Origin of the sequence: Pseudomonas sp. MWU13-2105 (assembly GCF_023242315.1) — a bacterium.
Taxonomy (GTDB): Bacteria; Pseudomonadota; Gammaproteobacteria; order Pseudomonadales; family Pseudomonadaceae; genus Aquipseudomonas.
Window position 1 is genome coordinate 43,916 of sequence record NZ_JALLIY010000014.1, and the last position, 16,209, is coordinate 60,124.

General features: G+C 61.9%; 12 protein-coding genes. 2 read left to right on the forward strand and 10 right to left on the reverse strand.

From position 1 onward, the window contains the following. Nucleotides 1-96: 96 nt before the first annotated feature. The 10 genes from M5B96_RS20650 to M5B96_RS20695 form a co-directional block, all read right to left on the reverse strand. The gene (locus tag M5B96_RS20650; RefSeq protein WP_248798811.1) at nt 97-1,068 is read right to left on the reverse strand and encodes a peptide ABC transporter ATP-binding protein; all 972 of its coding nucleotides are present in this window, start codon (nt 1,066-1,068) and stop codon (nt 97-99) included. Continuing rightward, on the reverse strand, nt 1,068-2,036 hold the full coding sequence (locus tag M5B96_RS20655; RefSeq protein WP_248798813.1) for an ABC transporter ATP-binding protein: 969 nt from the start codon (nt 2,034-2,036) through the stop codon (nt 1,068-1,070). The genes M5B96_RS20650 and M5B96_RS20655 overlap by 1 nt, the downstream gene beginning before the upstream one ends. Before the next feature lie 10 nt (nt 2,037-2,046). After that, complete coding sequence (locus tag M5B96_RS20660) at nt 2,047-2,958, reverse strand: ABC transporter permease subunit (RefSeq protein ID WP_103494718.1); 912 nt, start codon at nt 2,956-2,958, stop codon at nt 2,047-2,049. 10 nt (nt 2,959-2,968) lie between these two features. Next, nucleotides 2,969-3,979, reverse strand: a complete 1,011-nt coding sequence (locus M5B96_RS20665; protein WP_100941231.1) for an ABC transporter permease subunit — start codon at nt 3,977-3,979, stop codon at nt 2,969-2,971. 76 nt (nt 3,980-4,055) lie between these two features. After that, entirely contained in the window at nt 4,056-5,651 is a 1,596-nt protein-coding gene (locus M5B96_RS20670; RefSeq protein WP_248798815.1) for an ABC transporter substrate-binding protein, read from the reverse strand. Nucleotides 5,652-5,728: 77 nt separating this feature from the next. Further along, nucleotides 5,729-7,147, reverse strand: coding sequence for an OprD family porin (locus M5B96_RS20675; protein WP_248798817.1), 1,419 nt, complete (start codon nt 7,145-7,147; stop codon nt 5,729-5,731). Nucleotides 7,148-7,317: 170 nt separating this feature from the next. Further along, nucleotides 7,318-8,916 (reverse strand): ABC transporter substrate-binding protein, encoded by a 1,599-nt coding sequence (locus M5B96_RS20680; RefSeq protein WP_248798819.1) that lies wholly within the window; start codon nt 8,914-8,916, stop codon nt 7,318-7,320. 297 nt (nt 8,917-9,213) lie between these two features. Continuing rightward, nucleotides 9,214-10,839 carry an ABC transporter substrate-binding protein gene (locus M5B96_RS20685; RefSeq protein ID WP_248798820.1) on the reverse strand — a complete coding sequence of 542 codons (1,626 nt, stop codon included), beginning with the start codon at nt 10,837-10,839 and terminating at the stop codon, nt 9,214-9,216. A 257-nt stretch (nt 10,840-11,096) separates the two neighbouring features. Next, complete coding sequence (locus tag M5B96_RS20690; RefSeq protein ID WP_248798821.1) at nt 11,097-12,698, reverse strand: ABC transporter substrate-binding protein; 1,602 nt, start codon at nt 12,696-12,698, stop codon at nt 11,097-11,099. Nucleotides 12,699-12,935: 237 nt separating this feature from the next. Then, nucleotides 12,936-13,649, reverse strand: a complete 714-nt coding sequence (locus tag M5B96_RS20695) for an SIMPL domain-containing protein (protein WP_248798822.1) — start codon at nt 13,647-13,649, stop codon at nt 12,936-12,938. Nucleotides 13,650-14,321: 672 nt separating this feature from the next. Here M5B96_RS20695 and M5B96_RS20700 point away from each other — a divergent pair. Next, on the forward strand, nt 14,322-15,581 hold the full coding sequence (locus tag M5B96_RS20700) for an ATP-binding protein (protein ID WP_248798824.1): 1,260 nt from the start codon (nt 14,322-14,324) through the stop codon (nt 15,579-15,581). Beyond that, nucleotides 15,578-16,138: a response regulator transcription factor gene (locus tag M5B96_RS20705; protein ID WP_100941240.1), complete on the forward strand. Its 561-nt coding sequence runs from the start codon at nt 15,578-15,580 to the stop codon at nt 16,136-16,138. The genes M5B96_RS20700 and M5B96_RS20705 overlap by 4 nt, the downstream gene beginning before the upstream one ends. The last annotated feature ends 71 nt before the right edge of the window (nt 16,139-16,209 follow it).

Genomic DNA, 16,209 nt, shown 5'->3' on the forward strand with positions numbered 1-16,209 from the left:
CCCCTTGCGCCCAGCGCATGACGCGCTCGACGAAAGAGGCCGTACTACCGTTTTCAGCGCTCTCGCTTACTCAGGAGAGCGCTTTTTTATTACCTGTCAGCCGAGGAATTGCTCCGCGTAGTGGCAGGCCACCTGGCGGCTGTCGAGCTGGCGCAAGGCCGGCTCTTCCGTGCCGCAGCGCTCGGTGGCGTACGGGCAGCGCTTGTGGAAGGCGCAGCCGGACGGCGGGTTGAGCGGGTTGGGCAGTTCACCGGCGATCTTGATCTTCGGCTTCAACGGATCCGGGTGGATTGCCGGCGTCGCCGAGAGCAGGGCCTGGGTGTACGGGTGCAGGGGACGGGCGTAGATGTCTTCCTTCGGGCCCATTTCCACCGGCCGGCCGAGGTACATCACCAGTACCTGGTCGGCGACGTGACGGACCACCGCCAGGTTGTGGGAGATGAATACATAGGCGGTGTTGAACTGTTGCTGCAGGTCCATGAACAGGTTCAGTACCTGGGCCTGGATCGACACGTCCAGCGCCGAGGTCGGTTCGTCCGCCACCAGCACCTTCGGTTGCAACATCATTGCCCGTGCCAGGGCGATACGCTGGCGCTGGCCGCCGGAGAACATATGCGGGTAGCGATGATAGTGCTCGGGACGCAGGCCGACCTGCTTCATCATCGCCTGGACTTTCTCCCGGCGCTCGGCGGCGGACAGCTTGGTATTGATCAGCAGCGGCTCACCCAACTGATCGCCGATTTTCTGCCGTGGATTGAGCGACGCGTAGGGGCTCTGGAACACCATCTGCACGTCTTTGCGCAGTTGCTTGCGCTGGGCCTTGTTGGCCCCGGCGACTTCCTGCCCGGCGATTTTCAGCGAACCGGACGACGGCTCCTCGATCAGCGTCAGGGCCCGGGCCAGGGTGGATTTGCCGCAACCCGACTCGCCGACTACGGCGAGGGTCTTGCCGGCTTCCAGTTCGAACGACACGCCATTGAGCGCGCGCACCAGTGCATGGCCCTTGAACAGGCCACGGGAGACTTCGTAGTGACGGGTGAGGTCGCGGGCGGTGAGAACGACGGCCATTACGCCACCTCCTGGTTCAGCGGGAAGAAGCAACGGGCAAGGCTGTTGGCTTTCGGGTCCAGGTTCGGACGCTGCTGCCGGCAGCTTTCCTGCACATAGGGGCAGCGCGGCGACAGCAGGCAACCCTGCGGCCGGTCATAACGCCCGGGCACGATGCCCGGCAGGGTCGACAGGCGCTCGGCGCCCAGGCTGTGTTCCGGAATCGCCTTGAGCAGGGCTTCGCTGTAGGGGTGCGCCGGCACATCGAACAAGCCCGGCACCATGCCGACTTCCACGGCCTGGCCGGCGTACATCACGCAGACCCGCTGGGCGGTTTCGGCAACGACCGCGAGGTCGTGGGTGATCAGCACCAGGCCCATGTTCTGCTCCTGTTGCAGGCTGAGCAGCAGGTCCATGATCTGCGCCTGGATGGTCACGTCCAGGGCGGTGGTCGGTTCGTCGGCGATCAGCAGCTTGGGTTCTCCGGCAATCGCCATGGCGATCGCGACGCGCTGGCTCATGCCGCCGGACAGTTGGTGCGGATAGGCGTCCATGCGGCTGGCGGCGCCGGGAATCTCGACTTTTTCCAGCAGTTCGATGGCGCGCTTGTGCGCCGCCTTGCCGGACATCTTCAGGTGCAGGCGGAGCACTTCCTCGATCTGGAAGCCCACGGTGTAACTGGGGTTCAGCGCGGTCATCGGGTCCTGGAAAACCATTGCCAGGTCCTTTCCGACCACTTGCCGACGTTGGCGGGCGCTGAGCTTGAGCATGTCCTTGCCGTCGAAGCGCAGGGCGTCGGCGGTGACAATGCCGGGGTGCTCGATCAGGCCCATCAGCGCCATCATGGTCACGGATTTACCTGAGCCCGACTCGCCAACGATGGCCAGGACTTCGCCCTTGTCCACAGTGATGTCGAGGCCGTCGACCACCGGTACGGCGGTCTGGTCGCCGAAGCGAACGTTGAGATTCTTGATTTCTAGCAGTGACATGGGAATCTCCTCAGGCGGCGTTCTTGAGTTTCGGGTCCAGCGCATCGCGCAGGCCGTCGCCCATCAGGTTGATTGCCAGCACGCTGAGCAAAATGGTCAGGCCGGGCAGGCTGACGACCCACCAGGCGCGCTCGATATAGTCGCGGGCCGAGGCCAGCATGGTGCCCCACTCCGGGGTCGGCGGTTGTACGCCGAGGCCGAGGAAGCCGAGGGCGGCGGCATCGAGGATCGCCGAGGAGAAACTCAGGGTGGCCTGGACGATCAGCGGCGCCATGCAGTTGGGCAGCACGGTGATGAACATCAGGCGCGGCAGGCTGGCACCGGCCAGGCGCGCGGCGGTCACATAGTCACGGTTCAGCTCGCCCATCACCGCGGCGCGGGTCAGGCGCACGTAGGACGGCAGCGAGACGATGGCGATGGCGATCACGGTGTTGATCAGGCCAGGGCCGAGGATGGCGACAATCGCCACGGCCAGCAGCAGCGAGGGCAGGGCCAGCATGATGTCCATCAGGCGCATGATGGTCGGGCCGAGGATGCGCGGGAAGAAACCGGCCAGCAGGCCCATGAAGATGCCCGGGATCAGCGACATCACCACCGAGGACAGGCCGATCAGCAGCGACAGGCGTGAGCCGTGGATCAGCCGCGAGAGCAGGTCGCGGCCCAGTTCGTCGGTGCCCAGCAGGTACTGGATCTGCCCGCTGGCAAGCCACGACGGTGGGGTCAGCAGGGCGTCGCGGAACTGTTCGCTCGGGTCGTGCGGGGCGACCCAGGGCGCGAAGATCGCGCAGAACACCACCAGCGACATGAACAGCAGGCCGGCGACGGCGCCTTTGTTCTTGGCGAAGTGCTGCCAGAACTCCTTGTACGGAGAAGGGTAGAGCAGGCTTTGATCGACGGCGGTCGAAGCGATAGTAGTACTCATGATCTTGATCTCAGCGCTGGTGACGGATGCGTGGATTGACAAGGCCGTAGAGGATGTCCACGACGAAATTGACCACAATCACCAGGCAGGCGATTAACAGGATGCCGTTTTGCACGACGGGATAGTCGCGGGCGCCGATGGCTTCGATCAGCCATTTGCCGATCCCGGGCCAGGAGAAGATGGTTTCGGTCAGCACGGCGCCGGCCAGCAGGGTACCGACTTGCAGGCCGACCACGGTCAGCACCGGGATCAACGCGTTGCGCAGGCCGTGGACGAATACCACGCGCGCTGGCGACAGGCCCTTGGCCCGGGCGGTACGGATGTAGTCTTCACGCAGCACTTCGAGCATCGAGGAGCGGGTCATCCGGGCGATCACCGCCAGCGGGATGGTGCCCAGCACGATGGCCGGCAGGATCAGATGGTGCAGCGCATCCCAGAACGCGTCGGGCTGGTCGCTGAGCAGGGTGTCGATGAGCATGAAGCCGGTCCTCGGCTCGATGTCATAGAGCAGGTCGATGCGTCCGGACACCGGGGTCCAGCCCAGGCTCACGGAGAAGAACATGATGAGGATCAGGCCCCACCAGAAGATCGGCATCGAATAGCCGGCCAGGGAGATTCCCATCACCCCATGGTCGAACAGCGATCCTCGCTTGAGGGCGGCGATCACCCCGGCGAGCAGTCCGAGGACGCCGGCGAACAGCAGGGCGGCCATGGACAGTTCGAGGGTGGCGGGGAACAGCGTGGTGAACTCGGTCCACACGCTGGTGCGGGTACGCAGGGACTCGCCGAGGTCGCCGTGGGCGAGCTTGCCGACGTAGTCGATGTACTGGGCATAAAGCGGCTTGTTAAGACCGAGGCGTTCCATCGCCTGGGCGTGCATTTCCGGGTCGACCCGGCGCTCGCCCATCATGACTTCCACGGGATCGCCCGGGATCATGCGAATCAACGCGAAAGTCAGCAACGTGATGCCGAAAAACGTGGGGATCAACAACCCCAGTCGGCGGGCAATAAAACTAAACATCGTGTGGTGTACCTCATCAGCCGGTTAGGCGTGCTCATCAGTACCCGGGGTCGGGTACCGACGAGCGTTTGTTGTTCTACTTCACCTGGGTGGTGGCGAAGTTGTTCAGGGATAGCGGGCTCATGTGGTAGCCCTCTACGTTCTTGCGCATAGCGGTAAACATCTTCGGATGGGCATCGTTCACCCACAGGACCTGCTCGTGCAGGATGGCCAGGGCCTGTTCATAGAGTGCGGCACGTTGGGTGGGGTCAGTCTTGGCGCGAGCCTGGTCGATCAGCGCCTGGAACTGAGGATGGCACCAGCGGCTGTAGTTTTCGCCGTTTTTCGCCGCTTCGCAACTCAATAGCGGGCTAAGGAAGTTATCCGGGTCACCGTTGTCCCCGCTCCAGCCGGCGGAGACCATGTCGTGCTCGCCTTTTTTCGCCCGTTTGAGCATCTCGGCCCACTCCATGACGCGGATATCGAGCTTGATGCCGACCTTGGCCAGGTCGGCCTGCATCAGTTGCGCGCCGAGTTGCGGGTTCGGGTTGGTCGGGCCGCCACCGTTACGAGTATAGAGGGTGAACACCGTGCCTTCGGGAACGCCGGCGGCCTTGAGCAGGGCACGGGCCTTGTCGAGGTCCTGGGCCGGGTTTTTCAACTGGTGGTTGTAGCCCAGCAGGGTCGAGGGGTAGGGATTGACCGCGGGAATGGCATTGCCCTTGCCGTACAGGGTGTCGACGTAGTTCTGCTTGTCCAGGGCCAGTTCGATGGCCTGGCGCACGCGTACATCGCTCAGGTACTTGTGTTCGGTGTTGATCGCGACGTAGCCGGTGGACATCGCCGCCATTTCGTCGATCTTCAGCTGCGGATCGGCCTTGATGTTCGGCACATCATCGGGTTTGGGGTACAGGGCGACCTGGCACTCGTTGGCCTTGAGCTTCTGCAGGCGGGTGTTGTTGTCGACGGTGATGGCCAGGATCAGGCTGTCCGCGGGTGGTTTGCCACGAAAATACTCAGGGTTGGCCTTGAAGCGGACCTGGGCGTCCTTGGCGTAGCGCTGGAAGATGAACGGGCCGGTGCCGACCGGCTTGCTGTTGAGCTCGTCGAGTTTGCCGGCCTTGAGCAACTGATTGGCGTATTCGGCGGAGTGGATCGAGGTGAAGGCCATGCCCAGGTCGGGCAGGAACGGCGCTTCCGGACGATTGAGGGTGAAACGCACGGTCAGCTCGTCGACTTTCTCGACGCTTTTGAGCAGGTTCTGGAAGTCCATGCTCTCGAAATACGGGAAGCCGACGGTGGAGGCTTTATGCCAGGGATGGTTGGGGTCCAGTTGCCGCTGGAAGCTCCAGACCACGTCGTCGGCGTTCAGCTCGCGGGTCGGCTTGAAGTAGTCGGTGGTGTGGAACTTGACGCCCTTTCTCAGGTGAAAGGTGTACTGCAGGCCATCGGGGCTGATCTCCCAGCTTTCGGCCAAGGCCGGCTGGATTTCGGTGGTGCCGGGCTTGAAGTCCACCAGGCGGTTGAACATCGTTTCCGCGGCGGCGTCGGCGGTGACGGCGGTGGTGTAGAGCACCGGGTCGAAACCTTCCGGGCTGGCTTCGGTGCAGACCACCAAGGGTTTTGCGCAAACGCCGATAGCCACGCTGAACACGGCGGCCGCGATGGCGGCGCGCAGGGGAAGCTTCTTCATGTAAACCCTCCTTGATCGATTGAGCCAGATTAGACGCTGGGACCGATTCGTCGAATCGGTCCCAGGGCAGTCAGGTGTCAGAGAATGTTGAATGGAATGGTGGTGACCAGGCGGAACTCGTTGATGCTGCCGTCGGCCTGGTTGGCCGTGGCCCGGTGTGCGGTGTAGGTCGCACGTACCGAACTGGCCTTGAGCGGACCGCTCTGGACGGCATAGGACGCGCCGATGCCGTACTCGTAGTGCTTCTCGTCATGCATGTTTCGCACGTCGGCGTAAGCGGTGCCGGTGTAGTGGGTACCGTCGATGCCCCAGCCGCGGGCCTGGTAGATATTGAACTTCAGGCCCGGAACGCCGTACTCGGCCATGTTCAGGCCGTAGGCGATCTGGAAGGATTTTTCGTTCGGGCCGTTGAAGTCCGAGAGCAGGGAGTTGGCCAGGTAGATGCCGTTGGTTTCGTGCAGGTAGTCGAAGTACTCGTTACCGTCGATTTCCTGGTAGGAGAAAGTCAGGCTGTGGGCCTGGTGGGTCAGGCCGAACGACAGCGAATAGGCGTCGTTGTCGATTTCGCCCATCTTCTTTTTGCCGGTGTCGAGGGTCTTGTAGTAGTTCAGCCCGGTGGTCAGGCTCAGCACCGAACTGTCGCCCAGCTCATGGGTGGCGCCGAAGTAGTACTGGTTCCAGAAGTCTTCGACGTTGGAGGCGTAGAGGCTGGTTTTCAGGCTCTTGAACGGCTGATAGTTGAGACCCGCCATGTTGACGTGATCCGCCTCGACATCGATGTTGGTGTACTCGGTGCGGAATTTCGACAGGCTCTCTTCCGTCCGTGGCGACACCCGGTCGAAGGTGGCGGCGTCGAACGACAGGTTGTTGAACTCTTCGCTATGGATGCTCACGCCCTCGAAGCTCGACGGCAGCACGCGGTTGGGCATCACATCGACGATCGGCGTGCTGTAGCTCTGCCGGCCAGCGGTCAGGGTGGTGTTCGACACGCGGAACTTGACGTTGGCCAGGCCAAGCTTGCTCCACTGGCCCTGTGCGTCACCGCCGTTTTTGGTCAGGGTGCGGTTGTTACCCAGGCCGCCGACGCCTGGAATCGGTGCGCCGCCATTGGCAGAAGCCAGGCGCTCGGCATCACGCTCCAGGGCGACGACGTTATAGGCCGCGACTTCGGTGCTGACCCCAACGGTACCTTCGCTGAAGCCGGAGTTGTACTTGACGATGGTGCCTTGCAACCAGTTGATGCGACGGTCGGTATCCTTCGATACACCGTTGTCGATGTAGTGGAACTTGCCACCCCGCTTGAGTTGCTCATTGGCATACCAGTTGCGGGTGAGGCCGCTCACGCTCTGTTCTTCGAAAAAGCCCTTGGTCTGTGCCTGGGCATTGGTCGAACTCAGGCTCGTCGGTACGAAATCCTGACTCTGGGTTTCAGCGTGGGCCATCATGGCGGCACTGCTGATGGCTAAGGCTAACAACGCTTTTTGAGAGAGTTTCAAGGCTAAAGCTCCATATTTTCTTTTTTAATATCGGCCTTTTGGGCCTATTTGGTCCGGGTTGGGTGGCGGACATTTTTTGTTACGCAATCGTTTGCTTGGCAGGGTTTTGCCGAATTTCGGCTGCAAGTTGCTCAGGGGCGAAATTCGCCCCCAGAGCGCGGGTCACGGTTTTATTGTTCGATACTGACGCCCGAGAACACGTTGCGACCGAAGGGACTGACCTTGAAACCTTCGACTCTGATGCTTAACGGCTGGTTGACCGTCGAGTGGGCGATAGGGGTAATCGGCACCTGTTGCTTGAGCAACTGCTGGGCCTGTTGGTAGAGGGCCACGCGTTGCTCGTGGTCGGTGACGAGCTTGGCCTGCTTGATCAGCTTGTCGTATTGCGGGTTGCACCACATGGAGTAGTTGTTGCCGCCAATCGCGTCGCAGCCGTAGAGGGTGCCGAGCCAGTTGTCCGGGTCACCGTTGTCGCCGGTCCAGCCGATCAGGCTGATGTCGTGCTCGCCATTCTTGGTGCGCTTGATGTACTCACCCCATTCATAGCTGACGATCTTCACCTTCAGGCCGATCTTCGCCCAGTCGGCCTGGAGCATTTCGGCCATCAGCTTGGCGTTGGGGTTGTACGGACGTTGCACCGGCATGGCCCAGAGGGTGATCTCGGTGCCTTCCTTGACGCCGGCGGCCTTGAGCAGTTGCCGGGCTTTTTCCGGGTTGTAGGGTGCGTCCTTGATGTTCTCGTCGTAGGACCACTGGCTCGGCGGCATGGCGTTGACCGCCAGTTGCCCGGCGCCCTGGTAGACCGCATTGAGAATGCTCGGTTTGTTCACCGCCATGTCCAGCGCCTGGCGGACCTGGAGTTGGTCGAAGGGTTTGTGCTGCACGTTGTAGGCGATATAGCCGAGGTTGAAGCCGGGCTTCTGGATGACCTGCAGCTTGGGGTCTTTCTTCAATGCCTCGACATCGGCGGGGCGCGGGTGCAGGGTGATCTGGCACTCACCGCGCTTGAGTTTCTGCACCCGTACCGAGGCATCGGTGTTGATGGCGAAAATCAGCTGGTCGAGTTGGACCTTGTCCGGGTCCCAGTACTGCTTGTTGGCCACGTAGCGGATCTGCGCGTCTTTCTGATAGCGCTGGAACACGTACGGCCCGGTGCCGATCGGCTTCTGGTTGATCTCGCTGGGTTTGCCGGCGGCGAGCAACTGGTCGGCGTATTCGGCGGAGAGAATCGCGGCGAAGCTCATGGCGATGTTCTGGATGAACGCGGCATCGACCGAGTTGAGGGTCATGACCACGGTCAGCGGCCCGGTCTTTTCGACCTTGGCGATGTTCTTGTTCAGGCTCATCCCGTTGAAGTACGGAAACTCGGTGGGGTAGGCCTTGCGAAACGGCTGCGCGGGATCGAGCATGCGGTTGAAGGTGAACACCACGTCGTCGGCGTTGAAGTCGCGGGACGGTGTGAAATAGGGGGTGGTGTGGAACTTCACGCCAGGGCGCAGGTGGAAGGTATACACCAGGCCATCCGCTGAGATATCCCAGCTCTCGGCCAGCGCCGGTGCGACGGATGTCTCACCTTTGACGAACTCCACCAGCCGGTTGTAAAGCGGCTCGGCGGCGTCGTTGTCGGTGGCGGTGGTGTACTGCGCGGTGTCGAACCCGGCCGGGCTGCCCTCGGAGCAGAACACCAGGCTGCCGGCAGCCTGGGCAAAAGGGGCGCCCGCCCACAGGGCGGCTCCCACCAAAGCGGATAAAGTGAAGGTCTGGCGCATGACGGTCCCAATCCTTTTGTTATTGTCGTCGGCGAACAATGGCCGTGTTGGGGACACGGGAACGATCGCCGATCTAGTCAGTGAATGCAGCAATGCCGCTCGTGAACGCATATCAGCGAAGTCTTGACGTTACGAGGCCAAGTCGATGCGGTAAATGCGTAGAGCCTTAGAGAGTTGTAGGAAAACTCTGTGCGGCGGCCATCCGTTTGCGGGTTACCGCCAACGGATTCCGGACAATTCCTGCAATTCTGGCGGGGAGGCGAAGACAGCGTCCTAGGACGCCGTCTTCGCGCAACCTCACTTGCTGACGCTGACGCCGTAGAAGGAGTTCAAGCCGAACGGGCTGATCTTGAAATCCTGCACCTTGGCGCTCATGGGTTGGTACACCGTCGAGTGCGCGATAGGTGTATAGGGGACTTGGTCTTTGAGGATGTGCTGCGCCTGCTTGTACAGCTCGGTGCGTTTAGCCTGGTCGGCAGTCGACTTGGCTTCTTTGATCAGGTCCTCGAAGGGCTTGTAGCAGAACTTCGAGAAGTTGTTGCCGTTGACCGCGTCACAGCCGAACAGCACGCCCAGCCAGTTATCGGGGTCCCCATTGTCGCCGCTCCAGCCAATCAGCATGGCTTGCTGCTCGCCACCCTTGGCACGCTTGAGGTATTCGCCCCACTCGTAGCTGACGATCTTGACGTTGAGGCCGATGTTCTTCCAGTCGGACTGGAGCATTTCAGCCATCAGCTTGGCGTTGGGGTTGTACGGACGCTGGACCGGCATGGCCCACAGGGTGATCTCGGTGCCCGGCTTGACGCCAGCTTCCTTGAGCAGTTCCTTGGCCTTTTCCGGGTCGTACTTGGCGTCCTTGACGGTGGTGTCATAGGACCATTGGGTCGGCGGCATGGCATTGACAGCCAATTGGCCGGCGCCCTGGTAAACCGATTCGATGATCTGCTTCTTGTTCACCGACATGTCCAGCGCTTCGCGTACGCGCAGGTCCGCCAGTGGGTTGGTGGCGGTCTGGCCCTTGAGGACCGGCATCACGTTGTAGGCGATGTAACCCAGGTTGAAACCGGCCTGTTCGGGCATCTTCAGGTTGCTGTCGGCCTTGAGCGGGGCGATGTCGGCCGGACGTGGGTAGGCGGTGATCTGGCATTCGCCTTTCTTGAGCTTCTGCGCACGTACCGACGGGTCGGTGGTGATGGCGAAGATCAGGTTGTCGACCTTGACGTCCTCAGGCTTCCAGTAGTCCTTGTTCCCGGTGTAGCGGATGTTCGAGTCTTTCTGGTAGCTCTTGAACACGAACGGACCAGTACCGATCGGCTTCTGGTTGATGTCGCTGGCCTTGCCTTCCTTGAGCAGCTTGTCGGCGTACTCGGCGGACTGGATGGAGGCGAAGCTCATCGCCAAGTCCTGGATGAACGCGGCATCCACGGTCTTCAGGGTGAACTTGACGGTCTTGTCGTCGAGTTTTTCCACCTTGGTGATGTTGCCGTCCATGCCCATGTCGGTGAAGTACGGGAATTCGGTCGGGTAGGCCTTGCGGAACGGCATGTCCTTGTCGAGCATGCGGTTGAAGGTGAACAGCACGTCGTCGGCGTTGAAGTTACGCGTCGGTTTGAAGTAATCGGTGGTGTGGAACTTGACGCCTTCACGCAGGTGGAAGGTGTAGCTCAGGCCGTCCGGGGTCACGTCCCAGCTGGTCGCCAGGCCAGGAATCACGGCGGTGCCGCCACGTTCGAACTGGCTCAGACGGTTGAAAACGGTTTCCGCGGAGGCGTCGAAGTCGGTTCCGGCGGTGTACAGGCCTGGATCGAAACCGGCCGGGCTCCCTTCGGAGCAGAACACCAGGTTAGTCGCAGCGACGGCGAACGGTGCGCTGGCCAAGAGGCCTGCGCCGACTAAAAACGGAATGACTGCTTTTTTAAGCATGGTGGCCTCATGATTTGTTGTCATTTTTGGTTTTGAGGACGACCTCGTGAGTCGACCTGCCGATACTTATGCAGGCCCCATACCCATTGCAAGATGCAGAGGCGCGTGAAGCCTCAAAGAGTGGCACGAACGTACAGGAATGTCGCAATTTTATAAACTTTGCCGCATTTGATCGTTTGCGAGTGGATTTTTGGGTGCGCGGGGCGCACCGCAGGCGGGCGACCGGGGCGTCTGGCGCACCCGGTTGGGGCGTGGAATCACTGGCCCAGGCTGACGCCATAGAAGGGGGTCAGGCCGAACGGACTGATCTTGAAGTCATGTACTTCCTTGCGCATCGGCTGGAACACCGTCGAGTTGGCGATCGGGGTGATCGGCACCTGTTCCTTGAGGACTTTCTGCGCCTGCTGGTAGAGCTTGACCCGCTCGTCATGGTTGCTGCTGAGCTTGGCTTTCTGGATCAGTTGATCATAGGCCGGGTCGCACCATTTCGCGTAGTTGCTGCCCTTGACCGCGGCGCAGCTGTAGAGCACGCCGAGCCAGTTGTCCGGGTCGCCGTTGTCGCCGGTCCAGCCATAGATCATCACGTCATGCTCGCCGTTCTTGGCGCGCTTGATGTACTCGCCCCACTCATAGCTGACGATATTGGCCTTGATCCCGACCTTGGCCCAGTCGGCCTGGATCATTTGCGCCGACATCCGCGCATTGGGGTTGGAGGCCCGTTGCACGGTCATCGCCCACAGGTCGATGCTGGTGCCTTCGGCTACGCCGGCTTCCTTGAGCAGCGCGCGGGCCTTGCTCGGGTCGTAGGGCGCGTCCTTGATATTCGGGTCATAGGACCACTGGCCCGGCGGCAGGGCGTTCTGCGCCAGTTGGCCGGCGCTCTGGTAGACCGCCTTGATGATCGCCGGCTTGTCGATGGCCATGTCCAGGGCCTGGCGGACCTTGAGCTGGTCGAGGGGCTTGTGGGTGACGTTGTAGGCGAGGAAGCCGAGGTTGAAACCCGGTTGCTGCAGCACCAGCAGGTTCTGGTCCTGTTTCATGAGCTCGATATCGGCCGGGCGCGGGTAACCGCTGACCTGGCATTCCCCGGCCTTGAGCTTCTGCAGGCGGGCGGCGGCATCCGGGGTGATGGCGAAGATCAGGTTGTCGAGTTTGACGTCCTCGGGTTTCCAGTAGTCCTTGTTGGCCACGTAGCGGATCTGTGAGTCCTTCTGGTAACGCTTGAACACGAACGGTCCGGTGCCCACCGGCTTCTGGTTGATGTCGGCGGCGCGGCCTTGCTTGAGCAGTTGCGCGGCATATTCGGCGGACTGGATCGAGGCGAAGCTCATGGCCAGGTTCTGCACGAAGGCGGCGTCGATATGGTTCAGGTTGAAGCGCACGGTCTGCTCGTCGAGTTTTTCGACGTTCTTGATCGTGGTGTTGAGGTCCATATCGCTGAAATACGGCGACTCCGAAGGGTAGGCCTTGCGGAATGGATGATTGGCGTCGAGCAGGCGCTGGAAGGTGAAGAGCACGTCTTCGGCGTTGAAATCGCGGCTCGGCTTGAAGTCCTCGGTGGTGTGGAACTTCACCCCGGGGCGCAGGTGGAAGGTGTAGCTCAGGCCATCCGGGGCAACGTCCCAACTCGTGGCCAGGCCGGGTTCGACCTCGGTGCCGCCGCGCTTGAACTGCGCCAGGCGGTTGAACACGGTTTCCGCCGAGGCGTCGAAGTCGGTGCCGCTGGTGTACTGGCTCGGGTCGAAGCCGGCGGGGCTGGCTTCGGAGCAATAGACCAGGGTCGAGGCCGCTTGGGCCAGGGGCGTGCAGGCTAGCAGGGTGGCCGCCAGCAGCAGCGGTTTGAAGGCAATTTTTTCCATTGAAAAGCCTCGAAGGTGCGTAATAGAGCGGGGAGGGTTCCGACTCTAGCACGCCCTATCGAGGCCTTGGTGCCCACCGTTAATGCAGACGGCTGAGAAAATTAGTTCTGGAAAACGGCACAAATCCTGTAGGCGCCCGGCTTGCCGGCGATGAGACCCGTAAGCCTTGCATCACCTGATCGGCCGTCGTCGCTGGCAAGCCGGGCTCCTACAGAGGCGCGCGTTCAGCCTGCACGCCTATGGTTGCGGCAGGACCTCGATCACCCCATCGGCATTCATGTTGACCTGTGCCTTGCCGGCTTCCACGTCCGGGGTCGGAGCGGCTTCCATGGCCGCGGCTTTCATCATCATTGCGCCACGTGGGAACGGCTGCGGATAACCGCTGCTGCTGAGGTTCAGGTTGACGATCTTGTAGCCCTTGCCACCCAGGGCCTCGGTGGCCAGTTGGGCGCGGGTTTTGAACGCCGCGACGGCCTCCTTGAGCAGGGCATCCTCGCTGGCTTTGCGGGTGGCGGTGGAGATGGCGAAGTCCATGCTTTCCATTTTCAGGTCCTGCATCAGTTCGCCGGTCAGCTTGGACAGCGCGGCAAAGTCGGCGCTTTCCAGGCGCAGCTCGGCGCGCTCACGCCAGCCGGTGATCTTCTGGGTCTTGTTGTCGTAGATCGGGTAGCTGTTGCGGCTGCCCTGGCGCAGGTTGATTTCCTTGACCGCCTTGGCCTGGCCCAGCGCCTTGTTCATGGTGGTGGTGATATCGGCGGCGAGCTTGGCCGGATCGCTGTTCTGCGCCTCGGTGTAGAGGGTCACGATCATCAGGTCGCGGGCCACTTCCTGGCTGGCTTCGGCGCGCAGGGAAATCTGGTTGTAACGCGGCTCGTCGGCGGCCAGGGCCGGCAGGCTGGCCAGGGTACCGAGGCTGAGGGCGAGCAGGGCGGCGCGGCGCGTGAAGTGCATATAGAGCTCCTTGAGGTTTGGTGCGCGGGTGGTGTCGGGCAGTCCCGCGTGCAGGCATCAGACTACGCCGGGATTGTCCGGTTCGCGTTGTTACAACTTCAATACATATAGAACTGCCGGATGGCAGGCAACTCGACATGACGCGAAAATTCCCACTAATCGATCCTACATTTCCCTCGTGTTTCAGGCGTGGGAGAACATTGTGTGTGCCAAAAGCGGGGGCTAGGGTTTGACCGTCGCTGCAAATTCAGCGACACGGGATGCTTTGTTGGACGGCTCACCATCGCCTCATCCAGTGTCTCCGTCATAGCAGAGCTGTTATTTGATTGGATTGGAAACACTCTCAAGCCAGGCCGAGATTTGTGGCGAGCGGGCTTGCCCGCGTTGGGGGGGGGGCGAAGCCCCCCTAAAACCTATGCGCGCGGTGCATCAGACATAACGCGGACTATGGTTTTACGACTGCTTCGCAGCCGAACGCGGCGGTGCGGCGTTCCGACAAGCCCGCTCGCCACAAGACCGTGCTCGGCTTCACATTGGCATCAGGGGGAGGCTCCCTCCGCTACCCTGCGCCGATGTTTGCCAGCTGTGGCGGTTTGCCGCAGATTCGCCTGTCCGAGCCCCGGCTTGGTTATACTCCTGGCGATCCGCCTGGAGCGCTCATCAGGAGAGCTCATGCTCGCCCCCGTCCAATTGCTGTCTGCGACTCGCCAGAATCTCTGGCGCCTGACCTTTATCCGCATTCTGGTCCTGGCGGCCCAGGCCGGCTCCGTGGGTATCGCCTACTGGTTCCAGCTGCTGCCGCTGCCCTGGCTGCAACTGGCGATCACCTTGGGCTGCTCTATGGTGCTCTGTGCCTTCACGGTGGTACGCCTGCGCACCACCTGGCCGGTCACCGAACTCGAATACGCCGTGCAACTGGCCTGCGACCTGTTTATCCACAGCGCCTTGCTGTATTTCTCCGGCGGCTCGACCAACCCCTTCGTCTCCTATTACCTGGTGCCCCTGACCATCGCCGCGGTGACCCTGCCCTGGCGCTATTCGGTGGTTCTCTCCGGCGCGGCGCTGGTGCTGTACACCTTGCTGCTGGTGCAGTTCTACCCGCTGGAAACCTTCCCGATCTCCCGCGAGAAACTGCAGATCTACGGCATGTGGCTGAGCTTTGCCCTGGCCGCCGCGGTGATCACCTTCTTCGCCGCGAAAATGGCCGAGGAACTGCGCCGCCAGGAAGAGTTGCGCGCCTTGCGTCGCGAAGAGGGCCTGCGTGACCAGCAACTGCTGGCCGTGGCCACCCAGGCCGCTGGCGCCGCCCACGAACTGGGCACGCCCCTGGCGACCATGAGCGTGTTGCTCAAGGAGATGCGCCAGGATCATCCGGACCCGCTGCTCCAGGACGACCTGAGCGTGCTCCAGGACCAGGTCAAGCTGTGCAAGCAGACCCTGCAGCAACTGGTCCGCGCCGCCGAAGCCAATCGCCGGCTGGCGGTGGAGATGCAGGACGTCACGGTCTGGCTCGACGAAGCATTGAACCGTTGGCACCTGATGCGTCCGGAAGCCAGTTACCGCTTCCAGCGCCTGGGGCAGGGCGAGGTGCCGCGCCTGGCGCCACCGCCGGACCTGACCCAGGCCTTGCTCAACTTGCTGAACAACGCCGCCGATGCTTGTCCGGATGGCCTGGAGGTCAAGCTGGACTGGACCATCGAGACCCTGACCATCAGCATTCGTGACCACGGCGCCGGTGTGCCGCTGGCCATCGCCGAGCAGATCGGCAAACCGTTTTTTACCACCAAGGGCAAAGGTTTCGGCCTCGGCCTGTTCTTGAGCAAGGCCAGCGTGACACGCGCCGGCGGCTCGGTGAAACTCTACAGTCATGAGGACGGCGGCACGCTCACCGAGCTGCGCCTGCCCCGTGTTGCCCGAGGAGAAGAAGCATGAGTGACGAGATCCAGGTCGAAGGCGAGGAACTGCCGCACCTGTTGCTGGTGGACGACGACGCCACCTTTACCCGCGTGATGGCGCGAGCCATGAGCCGCCGCGGTTTTCGCGTCAGCACCGCCGGTTCCGCCGAAGAGGGCCTGATCCTGGCCCAGCAGGACTTGCCGGACTATGCCGCGCTGGACCTGAAGATGGACGGCGATTCCGGCCTGGTGCTGCTGCCCAAGCTGTTGGAACTCGATCCGGAGATGCGCGTGCTGATCCTCACCGGCTATTCGAGCATCGCCACGGCGGTGGAAGCGATCAAGCGCGGCGCCTGCAACTACCTGTGCAAGCCGGCGGATGCCGACGATGTGCTGGCGGCTTTGCTTTCCGAGCATGCCGACCTCGATACCCTGGTGCCGGAAAACCCGATGTCGGTGGATCGCCTGCAATGGGAGCATATCCAGCGCGTGCTGACCGAGCACGAAGGCAATATCTCCGCCACCGCCCGCGCCCTGGGCATGCATCGGCGGACCTTGCAGCGCAAATTGCAGAAACGGCCGGTACGGCGCTGAACCGGCGCTGAACAGAATCCTTTCAATTCGCACGATATCCCGTGCGAATCATCTATGATCGGCTGGTGAAA

Bases quoted from the DNA above. Each gene is read 5' to 3' on its own strand.
- M5B96_RS20670 (WP_248798815.1), bottom strand. From the start codon at position 5,651: ATGAAGAAGCTTCCCCTGCGCGCCGCCATCGCGGCCGCCGTGTTCAGC.
- M5B96_RS20700 (WP_248798824.1), top strand. From the start codon at position 14,322: ATGCTCGCCCCCGTCCAATTGCTGTCTGCGACTCGCCAGAATCTCTGG.
- M5B96_RS20685 (WP_248798820.1), bottom strand. From the start codon at position 10,839: ATGCTTAAAAAAGCAGTCATTCCGTTTTTAGTCGGCGCAGGCCTCTTG.
- M5B96_RS20650 (WP_248798811.1), bottom strand. From the start codon at position 1,068: ATGGCCGTCGTTCTCACCGCCCGCGACCTCACCCGTCACTACGAAGTC.
- M5B96_RS20705 (WP_100941240.1), top strand. From the start codon at position 15,578: ATGAGTGACGAGATCCAGGTCGAAGGCGAGGAACTGCCGCACCTGTTG.
- M5B96_RS20660 (WP_103494718.1), bottom strand. From the start codon at position 2,958: ATGAGTACTACTATCGCTTCGACCGCCGTCGATCAAAGCCTGCTCTAC.
- M5B96_RS20680 (WP_248798819.1), bottom strand. From the start codon at position 8,916: ATGCGCCAGACCTTCACTTTATCCGCTTTGGTGGGAGCCGCCCTGTGG.
- M5B96_RS20665 (WP_100941231.1), bottom strand. From the start codon at position 3,979: ATGTTTAGTTTTATTGCCCGCCGACTGGGGTTGTTGATCCCCACGTTT.
- M5B96_RS20690 (WP_248798821.1), bottom strand. From the start codon at position 12,698: ATGGAAAAAATTGCCTTCAAACCGCTGCTGCTGGCGGCCACCCTGCTA.
- M5B96_RS20655 (WP_248798813.1), bottom strand. From the start codon at position 2,036: ATGTCACTGCTAGAAATCAAGAATCTCAACGTTCGCTTCGGCGACCAG.
- M5B96_RS20695 (WP_248798822.1), bottom strand. From the start codon at position 13,649: ATGCACTTCACGCGCCGCGCCGCCCTGCTCGCCCTCAGCCTCGGTACC.